The organism is Kitasatospora sp. NBC_00070 (assembly GCF_045041205.1).
GTDB lineage: Bacteria > Actinomycetota > Actinomycetes > Streptomycetales > Streptomycetaceae > Kitasatospora.
Genome location: NZ_CP108247.1, coordinates 1049963 through 1065369 on the forward strand (window position 1 = coordinate 1049963; position 15407 = coordinate 1065369).

9 protein-coding genes, 3 rRNA genes and 1 pseudogene are annotated in these 15407 nt (G+C 66.0%); 5 read left to right on the forward strand and 8 right to left on the reverse strand.

What is annotated here, in order from left to right:
* Positions 1–6 precede the first annotated feature (6 nt).
* From OHV05_RS04920 to OHV05_RS04930, 3 genes and pseudogenes are all read right to left on the reverse strand, one after another.
* Positions 7–885 (reverse strand): annotated as a pseudogene (locus OHV05_RS04920) (ABC transporter ATP-binding protein); the annotation flags it as partial.
* A gap of 40 nt (positions 886–925) precedes the next feature.
* On the reverse strand, positions 926–1894 hold the full coding sequence (locus OHV05_RS04925; protein ID WP_405016519.1) for a hypothetical protein: 969 nt from the start codon (positions 1892–1894) through the stop codon (positions 926–928).
* A 259-nt stretch (positions 1895–2153) separates the two neighbouring features.
* The gene (locus OHV05_RS04930; protein WP_405016520.1) at positions 2154–2783 is read right to left on the reverse strand and encodes a hypothetical protein; all 630 of its coding nucleotides are present in this window, start codon (positions 2781–2783) and stop codon (positions 2154–2156) included.
* A gap of 402 nt (positions 2784–3185) precedes the next feature.
* Here OHV05_RS04930 and OHV05_RS04935 point away from each other — a divergent pair, with 402 nt between their 5' ends.
* The 4 genes from OHV05_RS04935 (at position 3186) to OHV05_RS04950 (ending at position 7185) form a co-directional block, all read left to right on the forward strand.
* Positions 3186–4370: a helix-turn-helix domain-containing protein gene (locus tag OHV05_RS04935; protein WP_405016521.1), complete on the forward strand. Its 1185-nt coding sequence runs from the start codon at positions 3186–3188 to the stop codon at positions 4368–4370.
* 109 nt (positions 4371–4479) lie between these two features.
* Positions 4480–5442 carry an alpha/beta fold hydrolase gene (locus OHV05_RS04940; protein WP_405016522.1) on the forward strand — a complete coding sequence of 321 codons (963 nt, stop codon included), beginning with the start codon at positions 4480–4482 and terminating at the stop codon, positions 5440–5442.
* Positions 5443–5527: 85 nt separating this feature from the next.
* Entirely contained in the window at positions 5528–6112 is a 585-nt protein-coding gene (locus OHV05_RS04945) for a TetR/AcrR family transcriptional regulator (protein WP_405016523.1), read from the forward strand.
* An 83-nt stretch (positions 6113–6195) separates the two neighbouring features.
* Complete coding sequence (locus OHV05_RS04950) at positions 6196–7185, forward strand: zinc-binding dehydrogenase (protein WP_405016524.1); 990 nt, start codon at positions 6196–6198, stop codon at positions 7183–7185.
* 86 nt (positions 7186–7271) lie between these two features.
* On the opposite strand, the gene rrf is transcribed toward OHV05_RS04950, so the two are convergent.
* From rrf to OHV05_RS04965, 3 genes are all read right to left on the reverse strand, one after another.
* A 5S ribosomal RNA gene (gene rrf, locus OHV05_RS04955) occupies positions 7272–7388 on the reverse strand.
* Positions 7389–7476: 88 nt separating this feature from the next.
* Positions 7477–10598: ribosomal RNA gene (locus OHV05_RS04960) — 23S ribosomal RNA — on the reverse strand.
* Positions 10599–10884: 286 nt separating this feature from the next.
* Positions 10885–12408 (reverse strand): 16S ribosomal RNA (locus tag OHV05_RS04965).
* The 16S, 23S and 5S rRNA genes sit together here, the layout of an rRNA operon.
* Before the next feature lie 517 nt (positions 12409–12925).
* On the opposite strand from OHV05_RS04965, the gene OHV05_RS04970 reads away from it, so the two are divergent.
* A complete protein-coding gene (locus tag OHV05_RS04970) occupies positions 12926–13519 on the forward strand; it encodes a DUF4291 domain-containing protein (protein WP_405016525.1) in 594 nt (197 codons plus the stop codon).
* A 63-nt stretch (positions 13520–13582) separates the two neighbouring features.
* Here the strand turns inward: OHV05_RS04970 and OHV05_RS04975 are convergent, their stop codons facing one another.
* Together OHV05_RS04975 and OHV05_RS04980 are read right to left on the reverse strand one after the other, a co-directional pair.
* Positions 13583–14548, reverse strand: a complete 966-nt coding sequence (locus OHV05_RS04975) for a DUF2199 domain-containing protein (RefSeq protein WP_405016526.1) — start codon at positions 14546–14548, stop codon at positions 13583–13585.
* Positions 14549–14648: 100 nt separating this feature from the next.
* The gene (locus OHV05_RS04980) at positions 14649–15317 is read right to left on the reverse strand and encodes an O-methyltransferase (RefSeq protein WP_405016527.1); all 669 of its coding nucleotides are present in this window, start codon (positions 15315–15317) and stop codon (positions 14649–14651) included.
* Positions 15318–15407 lie beyond the last annotated feature (90 nt).

Consider the following 15407-nt stretch of genomic DNA (forward strand, 5'->3'; position numbering starts at 1 on the left):
CGCCACCTCCAGCCGGCGCTGCAACGCCCGGCGCGGCGGCAGCCCCGGCGAGGGCTGCAACTGCTCGGGAAGCGGCCGGAACTCCTCCACCGGTACGGTCTCCAGATCCTGCGCCTCCTGGTCCTTCTCCTCCGACATGCCGATCGGCCCGGCCCGCCGGCCGCTGAGGAACTGCCGGACCACCGGCTGCTCGCTGCGCAGCAGTTCCTCGCGCGAGCCGAAGGCGACCAGCTCGCGGCGGAACAGCATGCCGATGTTGTCCGGCACGGTGGCGGCGATGTCCAGGTTGTGGGTGACGATCAGCATGGTGGCGTCGATCTGCGCGTTCAGGTCGATCAGCAGCTGGGAGAGATAGGAGGTGCGGACCGGGTCGAGGCCGGAGTCCGGCTCGTCGCACAGCACGATCTGCGGGTCCAGCACCAACGCCCGGGCCAGGCCGGCCCGTTTGCGCATCCCGCCGGAGATCTCGCCCGGCAGCTTGGCCTCCGAGCCGACCAGGCCGACCATCTCCATCCGCTCCATCACGATCCGGCGGATCTCGTCCTCCTTCTTCCGGGTGTGCTCCCGGAGCGGGAAGGCGATGTTGTCGAAGAGGTTCAACGAGCCGAACAGCGCGCCGTCCTGGAACATCAGGCCGAACAGCCGGCGGGCCCGGTAGATCTCCCGCTCGGGGCTGTTCACCATGTCGACACCGTCCACCAGCACCCGGCCGCGCTCCGGCTTGAGCAGCCCGATCACCGACTTCAGGAAGACCGTCTTCCCGGTGCCGGACGGCCCGAGCAGCACCGTCACCTCGCCGGGCGGCAGCGTCAGCGTGACGTCCTCCCAGACGGTCTGCCGCCCGAAGGACTTGGTCAGCCCCTCCACGGTCACCTCGATTCCCATGGCACCTCCCGGTTCTCTCGGCTCAGTCCTGCTCCGCCGGTCATCGGCGCTGCGGCAGTGCGGGGAGTTCGATCTCCGGCTCGCAGCCGTTGGGCTGGTCGCTGGTCGGGGTGCAGATCGCCCCCTGGATCAGGTTCAGCGTGTTCCCGGGCCCGGAGACCGCCGCGGTGAACAGCCGGTCCAGGTTCTCCCCGCCGGTGCCGCAGCCGGTGAACGGCGGGATGGTCAGGTCGCGTTGGGACAGCGGGCCGCCGCCCTGCAGGGTGTAGTCCGGCTTGCCGTCGCCGCCGTCCGGCAGGTAGTCGTCCTGCCGGCCCTTCAGCTCCAGGTTCACCGGCCGGACGGTCCGGCAGTTCGGGCCGACGTCCAGCGGCGTCCCGTTGATCCGCACGTCGTAGATCCGGAGCGACTGGTAGCCGCCGATGGTGAACTCGGCGGGCTGCTCCCAGTCCGAGTTCCCGGTGGCCACGATGGTCAGCAGCCCCTCCGGGATCAGCTCCATCTTGGCCGTGGTCGGCATGAAGCCGTAGGTCAGGAAGGTGGTGTCGGAGGGCGGCAGTTTCAGGTAGCCGAGCGAGTCCGCCTCGAAGTACGGCTGCTGGCCCGGCTCCGGGTCCCAGAGCGTGACGAACCGTCGGGTCATGTTCAGCGCGGCCAGCGCCGGTTTCCGCTCCGGGTCGTTCACCACCGAGGCCTGCCCGAGCTTGTGCACGTTGGCGAAGCCGACTGCGAAGGCGCAGGCCGGAGTCGGCGGGAACGGGTCCATGTCGGGGAACGGCAGCACCATCGCCCCCGGCGGCACCGGCGGCAGCCGGGCCTGGTCCAGGTCGCCGATCGGCGGGTCGGGGCAGGTGTTCACCCCCGAGTGCAGCACCTTGGCCGCCACCGGTCGCGCGGCCACCTCGCCGGGCGCCGCGCCGGACGGGGCCCCGGCCACCGCACCGGCCAGCAGCGCGGCCGTCAGCACGGCGGCGGGCCGCACGGCACGGCGGCGCACAGCGTCCCTCATGGCTGAACTCCTCGGAACAGGGGTGGGTTCACCGACCACGGCCGGTGCACCGGGGCTCGGGACGCAGGACACTACGGCCGGGTAACAAGCCGTCACAAGTGATCGCACGCGGACAGTTGGCGGCGGAGGTCCGGACCGGGTTTTTCTGTCACCGGATGACAAGTCCGCCGCACCGCTTCGTCACGCGGCACACATTCCGCACGCGGAACCCCGGCCCGGCGTTCCACCGGGTCGGGGCCCGCGAGCGCGCCGGGTCAGCTCACGGCGAGGTGATGACCTGCGGAGCGGCCAGCAGGTACGCGGCGTTGTAGACCGCCGCGTCGTTGTTGTTCAGCAGGCCCAGGCAGCTGCCCGAGACGGCGTACGCGTGCAGGTCGCCGCCGCTGATGGTGAGGGTGTTGGTGGAGTTGTTGTAGCTGCCCGTGAGGGTGGCGGGCGTGGTGCTGGTCGGGCCGGCGAAGTCGGCGGTGCAACCGGCGCCGCTGATGTGGGCCTTGACGCCGGTGAGGGTGCCGGTGGTGACACCGGTGACCGAGTTGTAGCTCAGCGCGTTGAGCGCCCAGGGCAGGTTCAGCGGGGTGACCGCGAAGGTGATGCCCAGCGGACCGGAACAGCTGGTCCAGCTCACCGAGGTGATGCTGGAGATCGGCAGCCCGTTGCTGGTGGGCGCCAGGGTGCCGGCGGCCGAGGACGAGCTGCAGGTCAGCTTGGTGCCGGTCTTGGTGTCGGTGAGCTTCGGCGAGGTCGCCTTGGCCGTCCAGGCGCCACCGGGGCTGGCCGTCCAGACCGCGGTGGTACCGGCGGTGGCGGCAGTGGGGGCAAAGGTCAGACCGACGGCCGCGGTGAGCCCGGCAGCGGCGACCAGGGCACCCTTGACATGCTTGCGCACGGGGTGGTCCTTTCTGTGGGGTAACAGCACCCGGGCAGGCCGAACTCCGCTGCGAACAGCAGGGATTCGAGCCTCGGGGACCGTTGGGGAGCGGGGCGGTGGGTGGGGCTGCCCTCGCTGGACCGGGACATTACGCGCGGGTAATCAAGCCACGCAACGGCACTCGCAGAGATCCGGAAAACCCGGCTACCAGCGGGTATTTTCTTGTTCCCGGTGCACCAGAAGCGCTTCCCGACTTTGTCCGGAAGTGAGCGCCGCGCTCACCGTCGCTCCTCAACTCCCTTGCCGATCAGCAGTGTTCTGTGTCCTGAGTACTGCGCTGCCGACCGCTCGTGCTCTATCTTCGGCGAACCATCACATGTCGTATGCGTGCGGCCCAACGGCCGGACGTCAGGGGGATCCATGGCCACATCGCGCAAGGCGCCGGGCTTCACCGCGTCGATCGACCGGATACCGCGCGAACTGGCCGCCGTGATGCGTCCCGAACTCCCCAGCCTGCTCAAGGAGATGGCCGCCGAGATCGTCGGCGTCATCCCCGAGTACCGGGAGCTCCTGGAGGGCCCGAACGCCAAGGTGATCCGGGTCGGCATCGAGCAGAACGTCGCCACCTTCGTCGACCAGGTGGCCGCGCCGACCGCCACCACCTCGCTGCGCGACGAGATCTGCCGCCGGTTCGGCCGGCACGAGGCGTTCGAGGGCCGCAGCCTCGACATGCTCCAGGACGCGTACCGGATCGGCTGCCAGGTCGCGCTGCGCCGGGTCCGCACCGTCGGCCGCCGGCACAACCTCTCCGCCGCCGTCCTGATGGCCTTCGCCGACGCGCTCTTCGCCTACATGGGCGAGATCGCCGAACTCTCCCGCGAGGGCTACTTACAGGCCATGGCCGAGCTCGGCGAGGAGCCCGACAACCGGCGCCGCCGCCTGCTCCGCCGGATCCTCGGCGGCACCGCCGTCGCCCGGGGCGCCCTCGCCGAACTGGCCGAGCACGCCGCCTGGCCGCTCCCCGACCAGGTCACCCTGGTCGCGCTCGCCCCCGGCTCCCGCCCGCACCGGGCCGCACTGGACCGCGACATCCTGATCGACCTGGCCGACCGCGAACCCCACCTGCTGCTGCCGGGCCCGGTCGACGACGCCCGCCGCCCGGCGCTGGCCGCCGCACTGGCCGGCTGCCGGGCCGCCGTCGGGCTCACCACCCCGCTCGCCGAGGCCGCCGAATCACTGCGCTGGGCACGGCAGTTGCTGGTCTTCGCCGAGGCGCCCCTGAGCTACTGCCAGGACCACCTGGTCCAGCTCTTCCTGCTCGGCGACCCGGCCCTGGTCCAGCAGATCGCCCACCGCTACCTCGCCCCGCTCGCCGACCTCACCCCCACCCGCCGGACCCGCCTGCTGGAGACCCTGAGCGCCTGGCTCACCACCCGGGCCACCGCCGCCGAACTCGCCGAACACCTCGGCGTCCACCCGCAGACCGTGCGCTACCGCCTCCGGGTGCTGGAACGGGCCTTCGGTGACCGGCTCGCCGACCCGGAGGTCCGGTTCGCCACCGAGATCGCGTTACGGGCGGCCGCGGTCGCCAGGCCGGACCGCTGACTCCGTCCGGTCCACCGACACCCCGTCAGCCGTTCTTCCCAACTCCCGGGGACGAGAGGCAGGATGGCCATGACAACTCCGGCAGCGCCAGCCACCGAAGGGCCGTCCCATGACCACGATCACGCACCGCCAGGTCGAATCCACCAGCGGACTGTCGATGCACATCGCCGAGGCGGGCAGCGGCCCCCTGGTCCTGCTGTTGCACGGCTTCCCGGAGAGCTGGTACTCCTGGCGCCACCAACTGGTCGCGCTGGCCGAGGCCGGTTACCACGCCGTCGCCCCCGACCAGCGCGGCTACGGCGCGACCGGCGGACCGGACGAGGTCGACCAGTACTCGCTGCTCCACCTGTCCGGTGACGTCCTGGGCCTGCTTCCCGCCCTCGGCGCCGACCGCGCCGTGGTGGTCGGCCACGACTGGGGCGCCCCGGTCGCCTGGACCTCCGCCCTGCTCCGCCCCGACCTGGTCCGCGGCGTGGTCGGCCTCTCCGTCCCGCCGTTCCCGCGCGGGCCGCTGCCGCTGCTCCAGCTGTTCCGTCAACTCCTCGGCGACACCTACTACATGGTCCACTTCCAGCAGCCCGGCGTCGCCGACGCCGAGCTCGCCCGGGACCCGTACACCACCTTCCGCACCGTACTGGCCGGTCGCCCCCGGCTCAGCCCCGACCAGGTCGCCCTGGTCCCCGAGGGCAGCGGCTTCCTCGACATGTTCACCCTGCCCACGGATCTCCCCGACTGGCTCACCGAGGACGACCTCGCCCACTTCGCCGCCGAGTTCGCCACCAACGGCTTCACCCGCCCGCTCAACTGGTACCGCAACCTCGACAACAACTGGTACCTCACCGCCCCCTGGCACAACGCCCGGATCCTGCCCCCCGCCCTCCTGATCGTCGGCGAGCACGACCTCGTCGTCGCCAACGACGGCGCCCGGGCCGGCCTCGCCACACTCAACGACCTCGCCCCCAACCTCGCCGAACCCCTCTGGCTCCCCGACTGCGGCCACTGGACCCAGCAGGAGAAGCCCAAGGAGGTCAACCAGGCCCTGCTGGGCTTCCTGGACGGCCTCGCCGACTAGCCCTGCAGCGGGCCGTTCGGCCGAAGCGGTGGTCGGTGGGGGGGCCAGGGTTGTTCTTGAATGGTCGCTCAGATATGTTTCCCCCATGCCCAGACCTCGCGAGTTCGAGCCCGACGCCGTCCTGAACGTGGCCATGCTGCGTTTCTGGGAGCGCGGATACCGGGCGACGTCGATCGAGGATCTGGTGAAGGCCACCGGGGTCAAACCCGGCAGTCTCTACAGTGCGTTCCCGGGCGGCAAGCACACGCTCTTCCTGAAATCACTGGAGCGCTACTCCCGGCTGGTCGTCCCCGAGAAGCTGGGTGCACTGGACGCCTCCGACGCCTCGGTGGCCGAGATCCGCGGCTACTTCGACGGACTGGTGCACGACCTCCTCAGTCCCGAGGGCCGACGGGGCTGCCTGCTCGTCAACACGGCGATCGAGAACGCCGCCGAGGACGACGAAGCGGCAGCCGTCGTCCGCGGCCACCTGGCCCGACTGGAACGGTGCATGACCCATGCACTGGAGAACGCGGCCCGCAGGGGCCAGGTACGCGCCGCACTGGACTGCGCCGGCAGCGCCAAGCTGCTGGTCGCCACCTGCCAGGGGCTGATGGTCGTCGGGAAGGCCAATCCCGACGAGACGCTCCTGCGGACGATCGTCGACAACGCCTTCGGCGCTCTCGCCTGACGGCAGCACACCCGGGCCACCGCACGCGGTGGCCCGTTCTTCGCAGCAATACTTGAATAGCCACTCAAGAATGGAGTCGGGCCATGCAGGCCATCGTCATCTCCGCCCACGGCGGTCCCGAGGTTCTCACCCGCACCGAACTGCCCGACCCGGTGCCCGCGGCCGGCGAAGTGCTGATCCGGGTCAAGGCATTCGGACTCAACCACGCCGAGGCGTACATGCGGAGCGGCGCCTGGGGGAAGGTCGCCGCCGTCCCCGGAATCGAGTGCGCCGGGGTGGTCGAGGCCGCCCCCTCGGGTGAACTCCCGGTCGGCACCAGGGTGGTGGCGATCCTGGGCGGCATGGGGCGGACCAGGAACGGAAGTTACGCGGAGTTGGTGACCGTGCCGGCCACCAACGTGGTGGCCGTGCACTCCGCGCTCGACTGGGCCGAACTGGCGGCCGTCCCCGAGGTGTACGCGACGGCGTGGAGCGGCCTGTTCGGCAACCTGGACCTGCGTCCGGGCGAGACGCTCCTGGTCCGGGGCGCCACCTCCTCGCTCGGCCAGGCCGCCGTCGACCTGGCCGTCGACCACGGTGCGACCGTCCTCGCCACGACCCGGAACCCGGCGCACGTACCGCTCCTGAAGGCACTCGGGGCAAGCGACGTGCTCATCGACGACGGTGCCCTCGCCTCTCAGGTGAGGGAGCGTGAGATCAGCGTCGACGCGGTGTTCGACATCGTCGGGAACAGCGTCCTGCGCGACTCGCTGGCCCTGGTACGCCCGCGCGGCCGGGTGTGCCAGCTCGGCTTCCTGGGCGGCTTCGAGCCGGTGCCGGACTTCGCGCCGCTCACCGATCTCCCCAGCGGGGTCCTGCTCAGCTTCTTCGGCAGCGCCTTCGTCCTGGGCACCCCCGCCTTCCCGCTCACCGACGTGCCGTTGGACGAGATCTACGCCAAGATCGCAGCCGGCACCCTCCGGGCCCGGCCAACCCGGGTCTACCGATTCGACCAGATAGTCGAAGCCCACCGGGCGATGGATGCCGGCGAAGCGCTCGGAAAGATGGTCGTCACCGTCGATCAGTCGTGCTGACACCTGTGGGGCTCTGACCGTGCCCTGGTCCGGAAATGCAGAAAGCCCCTACCCGATCCCGGGTAGGGGCTTTCTGACCAAAGATTGTTCGGCGGCGTCCTACTCTCCCACAGGGTCCCCCCTGCAGTACCATCGGCGCTATGAGGCTTAGCTTCCGGGTTCGGAATGTAACCGGGCGTTTCCCTCACGCTATGACCACCGAAACACTATGAAACTGTATGACCGCACCACACCCGTGACCAAACGGTGTGGGGTCGTTGTTTCAGAACAACACAGTGGACGCGAGCAACTGAGGACAAGCCCTCGGCCTATTAGTACCGGTCAGCTCCACCCCTTACAGGGCTTCCACATCCGGCCTATCAACCCAGTCGTCTACTGGGAGCCTTACCCTCTCAAGGAGGTGGGAATATTCATCTCGAAGCAGGCTTCCCGCTTAGATGCTTTCAGCGGTTATCCCTCCCGAACGTAGCCAACCAGCCATGCCCTTGGCAGAACAACTGGCACACCAGAGGTTCGTCCGTCCCGGTCCTCTCGTACTAGGGACAGCCCTTCTCAATATTCCTACGCGCACAGCGGATAGGGACCGAACTGTCTCACGACGTTCTAAACCCAGCTCGCGTACCGCTTTAATGGGCGAACAGCCCAACCCTTGGGACCTACTCCAGCCCCAGGATGCGACGAGCCGACATCGAGGTGCCAAACCATCCCGTCGATATGGACTCTTGGGGAAGATCAGCCTGTTATCCCCGGGGTACCTTTTATCCGTTGAGCGACGGCGCTTCCACAAGCCACCGCCGGATCACTAGTCCCGACTTTCGTCCCTGCTCGACCCGTCGGTCTCACAGTCAAGCTCCCTTGTGCACTTACACTCAACACCTGATTGCCAACCAGGCTGAGGGAACCTTTGGGCGCCTCCGTTACTCTTTAGGAGGCAACCGCCCCAGTTAAACTACCCACCAGACACTGTCCCTGATCCGGATCACGGACCCAGGTTAGACATCCAGCACGACCAGAGTGGTATTTCAACGACGACTCCACGACAACTGGCGTTGCCGCTTCAAAGTCTCCCACCTATCCTACACAAGCCGAACCGAACACCAATATCAAGCTATAGTAAAGGTCCCGGGGTCTTTCCGTCCTGCTGCGCGAAACGAGCATCTTTACTCGTAATGCAATTTCACCGGGCCTATGGTTGAGACAGTCGAGAAGTCGTTACGCCATTCGTGCAGGTCGGAACTTACCCGACAAGGAATTTCGCTACCTTAGGATGGTTATAGTTACCACCGCCGTTTACTGGCGCTTAAGTTCTCAGCTTCGCCTAGTCGAAACTAGACTAACCGGTCCCCTTAACGTTCCAGCACCGGGCAGGCGTCAGTCCGTATACATCGCCTTACGGCTTCGCACGGACCTGTGTTTTTAGTAAACAGTCGCTTCTCGCTGGTCTCTGCGGCCGGCCCCAGCTCAGAGTGCAAGACTCATCACCAGTTCCGGCCCCCCTTCTCCCGAAGTTACGGGGGCATTTTGCCGAGTTCCTTAACCATAGTTCACCCGAACGCCTCGGTATTCTCTACCTGACCACCTGAGTCGGTTTGGGGTACGGGCCGCCATGAAACTCGCTAGAGGCTTTTCTCGACAGCATAGGATCATCCACTTCACCACAATCGGCTCGGCATCAGGTCTCAGCCTCAATGAGTGACGGATTTGCCTATCACTCGGCCTACACCCTTACCCCGGGACAACCACCGCCCGGGCTGGACTACCTTCCTGCGTCACCCCATCGCTCACCTACTACCCTGTTGGGTCAGCGGCTCCACCACGTCCCTTTGTCCGAAGACTCCAGGCCGGCTTCGCGGCTTTAGCATTCAGAGGTTCGACGTTGGCGCTTCAAAGCGGGTACGGGAATATCAACCCGTTGTCCATCGACTACGCCTGTCGGCCTCGCCTTAGGTCCCGACTTACCCTGGGCAGATCAGCTTGACCCAGGAACCCTTGGTCAATCGGCGCAAGAGTTTCCCACTCTTGTATCGCTACTCATGCCTGCATTCTCACTCGTGAACCGTCCACAACTGGATTCCTCCGCTGCTTCACCCGGCACACGACGCTCCCCTACCCATCACAGCCCCCGTTGGGGGTATTGCTGCAATGACACGACTTCGGTGGTGTACTTGAGCCCCGCTACATTGTCGGCGCGGAATCACTTGACCAGTGAGCTATTACGCACTCTTTCAAGGGTGGCTGCTTCTAAGCCAACCTCCTGGTTGTCTCTGCGACTCCACATCCTTTCCCACTTAGCACACGCTTAGGGACCTTAGTCGGTGTTCTGGGCTGTTTCCCTCTCGACCATGGAGCTTATCCCCCACAGTCTCACTGCCACGCTCTCACTTACCGGCATTCGGAGTTTGGCTAAGGTCAGTAACCCGGTGAGGCCCATCGCCTATCCAGTGCTCTACCTCCGGCAAGAAACACGTGACGCTGCACCTAAATGCATTTCGGGGAGAACCAGCTATCACGGAGTTTGATTGGCCTTTCACCCCTAACCACAGGTCATCCCCCAGGTTTTCAACCCTGGTGGGTTCGGTCCTCCACGAAGTCTTACCTCCGCTTCAACCTGCCCATGGCTAGATCACTCCGCTTCGGGTCTTGGGCATGCAACTCAATCGCCCTATTCGGACTCGCTTTCGCTACGGCTACCCCACACGGGTTAACCTCGCTACACACCGCAAACTCGCAGGCTCATTCTTCAAAAGGCACGCAGTCACGAGACAATGGGCAAGCCCACTGTCCGACGCTCCCACGGCTTGTAGGCACACGGTTTCAGGTACTATTTCACTCCGCTCCCGCGGTACTTTTCACCATTCCCTCACGGTACTATCCGCTATCGGTCACTAGGGAATATTTAGGCTTAGCGGGTGGTCCCGCCAGATTCACACGGAATTTCTCGGGCTCCGTGCTACTTGGGAGAAGCTCAAGTGAGCCGCACAGATTTCGTCTACGGGGGTCTTACCCTCTACGCCGGACCTTTCGCATGTCCTTCGACTATCCATACGGTTTCTGACTCACCGACCGGCCGGCAGACCAATCAAGAACTTTCCCACGACCCCGCTCTGGCAACCCCTGCCGGGTCTCACACCAAAACGGTTTAGCCTCATCCGGTTTCGCTCGCCACTACTCCCGGAATCACGGTTGTTTTCTCTTCCTGAGGGTACTGAGATGTTTCACTTCCCCTCGTTCCCTCCACACACCCTATGTGTTCAGGTGCGGGTGACAGCCCATGACGACTGCCGGGTTTCCCCATTCGGAAACCCCCGGATCAAAGCCTGGTTGACGGCTCCCCGGGGACTATCGTGGCCTCCCACGTCCTTCATCGGTTCCTAGTGCCAAGGCATCCACCGTGCGCCCTTAAAAACTTGGCCACAGATGCTCGCGTCCACTGTGCAGTTCTCAAACAACGACCAGACACCCACCTTGATGCTCAATACAGAGCACTTCCAGTAGGACCGGCACTGAAGCAACAGCCTTCCGGCCGTTCCCTCAGGACCCAACAACGTGCCCGACACACCCGACCTCACCGACCCCGCTTTCCACGCACCGAAGTGCAGTACTCGCAAGGCCAACAGACCGTGTGTGCCGAATAGTCAACGTTCCACCCATGAGCAACCGTGTGAGACATTCGCTCACATCCGGCCATGTGCTCCTTAGAAAGGAGGTGATCCAGCCGCACCTTCCGGTACGGCTACCTTGTTACGACTTCGTCCCAATCGCTGGTCCCACCTTCGACGGCTCCTCCCCTTACGGGTTAGGCCACCGGCTTCGGGTGTTACCGACTTTCGTGACGTGACGGGCGGTGTGTACAAGGCCCGGGAACGTATTCACCGCAGCATGCTGATCTGCGATTACTAGCAACTCCAACTTCATGGGGTCGAGTTGCAGACCCCAATCCGAACTGAGGCCGGCTTTTTGGGATTCGCTCCGCCTCGCGGCATCGCAGCCCTTTGTACCGACCATTGTAGCACGTGTGCAGCCCAAGACATAAGGGGCATGATGATTTGACGTCGTCCCCACCTTCCTCCGAGTTGACCCCGGCAGTCTCCTGTGAGTCCCCATCACCCCGAAAGGCATGCTGGCAACACAGAACAAGGGTTGCGCTCGTTGCGGGACTTAACCCAACATCTCACGACACGAGCTGACGACAACCATGCACCACCTGTATACCGACCACAAGGGGGCGACTATCTCTAGCCGTTTCCGGTATATGTCAAGCCTTGGTAAGGTTCTTCGCGTTGCGTCGAATTAAGCCACATGCTCCGCTGCTTGTGCGGGCCCCCGTCAATTCCTTTGAGTTTTAGCCTTGCGGCCGTACTCCCCAGGCGGGGAACTTAATGCGTTAGCTGCGGCACCGACGACGTGGAATGTCGCCAACACCTAGTTCCCAACGTTTACGGCGTGGACTACCAGGGTATCTAATCCTGTTCGCTCCCCACGCTTTCGCTCCTCAGCGTCAGTAATGGCCCAGAGATCCGCCTTCGCCACCGGTGTTCCTCCTGATATCTGCGCATTTCACCGCTACACCAGGAATTCCGATCTCCCCTACCACACTCAAGCCTGCCCGTATCGAATGCAGACCCGGGGTTAAGCCCCGGGCTTTCACAACCGACGCGACAAGCCGCCTACGAGCTCTTTACGCCCAATAATTCCGGACAACGCTCGCACCCTACGTATTACCGCGGCTGCTGGCACGTAGTTAGCCGGTGCTTCTTCTGCAGGTACCGTCACTTGCGCTTCTTCCCTGCTGAAAGAGGTTTACAACCCGAAGGCCGTCATCCCTCACGCGGCGTCGCTGCATCAGGCTTTCGCCCATTGTGCAATATTCCCCACTGCTGCCTCCCGTAGGAGTCTGGGCCGTGTCTCAGTCCCAGTGTGGCCGGTCGCCCTCTCAGGCCGGCTACCCGTCGTCGCCTTGGTAGGCCATTACCCCACCAACAAGCTGATAGGCCGCGGGATCATCCTGCACCGCCGGAGCTTTCCACCAACCCCCATGCAGAGGAAGGTCATATCCGGTATTAGACCTCGTTTCCAAGGCTTGTCCCAGAGTGCAGGGCAGATTTCCCACGTGTTACTCACCCGTTCGCCACTAATCCACTCCGAAGAGCTTCATCGTTCGACTTGCATGTGTTAAGCACGCCGCCAGCGTTCGTCCTGAGCCAGGATCAAACTCTCCGTGAATGTCTGCAGGTAATCCTGCAACCACTCGCGTTGAGCGGCACGGCAACCACCGGAATAGGTGATCCCGCGCACTGCGTCCTCGCTAGTGTTTTACTTCATAAAGGAATCTCCAACCCCACCAAAGGTGAGGCCGGGGATGTCAACATATCTGGCGTTGACTTTTGGCACGCTGTTGAGTTCTCAAGGAACGGACACTTCCTTCGAGCCGCTTATCAGGCGGACCCTCCGGGCGCTTCGTTCTTTCGTGTTCCGAGCTTATCAGACGTTTTCCGCTCCGTTTTCCGGAGTTTCATTCACCCGACTCGCTTTTCTTCGCCCCTCTCGGTGCGACTCCGGAACTGTACGGGCATCGCCGCCCCACAAGCAAATCGCCGCCATCCGGCCCATCCGACCCGCCTGACAGCAGGTCTCCAGGCCGTCTGACCAGCACGTTCTCGTCGGCAGGACCAACGGCCCGGAGCGGCTCGCACGCAAAATCGAGTGGTCCGCTCCACCCGACCGGCCCCATCCTCGTGCCATGGAGGAACCGAAGCGCCGGATTCGCGCGCAGCACACTGCCACCACCGTCACCGTCTATCAGGCCTACCGCCCCGAGATCGGTGAGCCGGCCGCCCGCGACGGTCGGTTTCCCCCGGTCTGGCAGCGCGGCCGGATGACCTGGATCAAACCGTCGTTCCTCTGGATGATGTACCGCTGCGGCTGGGGCCTGAAGGAGGGGCAGGAGACCGTACTGGCGGTCGAGATCTCCCGCACCGGCTTCGAATGGGCGCTGCGGCACGCCTGCCTCTCGCACTACGAGCGGGGCCTGCACACCGACCACGGCACCTGGAGACGCGAGCTCAAGCGGGCTCCGGCCCGAGTCCAGTGGGACCCCGAGCGCGATCTGCACCTCCGACCGCTCCCGTACCGGTCACTACAGCTCGGGCTCAGCGGAGAGGCGGCAACCCGGTACGCGGACGAGTGGACCGTGTCCATCACGGACGTGACGCCACTCGCGCACCAGGTGCACGCCTTGGTGCGCAGCGGAGACCTGGACGCAGCCGCCGAACTGCTCCCCCGGGAGCAGCCTTACCCCGTCGAGGAGAGCGCACTGGCCCACCTCCTCGCCTGACACGCGCGCCCGATCCCCCGCCCGTCGTCCAAGTCCAAGCGCCGCCCGCCCACCAAGCGCCGTTCAGTGGTGCGCGTGCGGCTTCGGCGGATTCTCCGGGTCGTACGCGAGCGCCCAGGCCCGGTCGCCCGTCAGGATCTCGGCCGGCGGCCACGGCTTCCGCAGGATGTCGGCCACCACCGGGACGGGGCTGTCGAGGATCCGCGGAGTACGCAGCCCCTCCGGTCGGCGCGGTGAGCTGATCGAGACGGGCGCGGCGAGGATGCCCTCGCCCCAAGGATCCAGGGCGTTGGCGAGTCTGCCCTCGAAGGGACCGACGGCGGTGTCGTCCGTGCCGTGCACGGCGTCGGCGAACTGCGTGTAGGTGTCCGCCTCCAGCGAGACCCAGACCCCGAGGCTGACGGTCCGTCCGTCGGTGAGCGGCACGGCCAGCAGGGCCCGGACGAAACCGCCGATAGTCCGGGTCAGCACGGTCTGCTCGGAGTGGAAGGTGATGGTCCGCTCCCGCTCCTCCTCCGTCAGTTCGGCCAACGGGTCGGGCAGCACCAGGTTGAAGGCCGGTTCGCTGGTGTCCAGGGGTTCGTCGCAGCAGCTGCAGGTCGGTACGGCGGGCTGCGCGGGCGCCCCCGGGTCACCCGTATCGTCGCCGGAGTGGCGGCCGGCCGCCCGGGCCTCGTGGTGGTCCAGCCAGGCCCGCTCGGAGAGGCGAGCGGAGACACCGCCCTTGACCGCCGAGTCCGGGACCGGCAGCTCGTCCAGGGTGCCGTCTCGGTGGAGCAGGGAGAAGACCGCCAGACGCCGGAGGCTGGAACGGGCGTAGGGCTGCTCCACCAGATAGGCGCCCAGGTCGATCCACTCGCCGGGGTAGGCGGTCCGTTCCAGGAGTTCGCGGCGCAGCCCGTCCGCGTAGGCGCGGTTCGCCTCCGGCCCGGAACCGACGCCCTGCAGGCGTCGCTTCAGATAGAGCCCGAGTGGTATCCCGATCGCCGTGCCGATCACCACCGCGATCAGCAGTTCCGTGGCCGTCATGCCTCTCCCCCGTCCCCCGTTGTTGTCGCGCGGAGCCTACTGAGCGGCGTGACGGACCGTCGAGACCTTTCCGCCCGAGGGCTGCGCGAGGTTCCGACGGTCAGTCGGTGACCAGCGCCAGCACGAAGCCGTCGTAGCCCTTGGAGCCGACCGTCTGCAGGGCGGTGGCGGTGAGGCGGGGGTGGGCGGCGATCTGTTCGGTGAAGGTGCGGACGCCCCGGACCCGGGGGTCGTCGGAGGTCGGGTCGGTGACGGCGCCGTCGCGGACCACGTTGTCGCCGATGATCAGGCTGCCCGGGCGGGTGAGGCGCAGTGCCCACTCCAGGTAGGCGGGGTTCGAGGGCTTGTCGGCGTCGATGAAGACCAGGTCGAACGGGGCGCGGCCCTCGGCGGCCAGCTCCGGGAGGGTGTCGAGCGCCTGGCCGTGGCGGAGCTCGACCCGGTCGGTGAGGCCGGCCCGGGTGAGGTTGGCGGTGGCCACCTCGGCGCAGCGGTGGTCGGCCTCCAGGGTGACGAGCTGCCCGTCGGCCGGCAGGGCGCGGGCCAGCCAGATGGTGCTGTAGCCGCCGAGGGTGCCGATCTCCAGGATGCTGCGGGCGCCGCTGATCCGGGCCAGCAGGTGGAGCAACTTGCCCTGGTTGGGCGCGACTTGGTGGGCGGGCAGGTCGGCCGCCGTGCTGTCGGCGACGGCGTCGAGGAGCGCGTCGTCCTCCGCCACCAACAGGCCGTTGAAGTAGTCGTCGACGGCGGTCCAGGTCTGCTGAGCCATAGCGAGTTCCCTTTCGATACTTACTGCGTGCCCAGGAGGAACCTACTACACCGCCGTACGCCCCCGACCCCCACCCCAGCGGGTCTACCC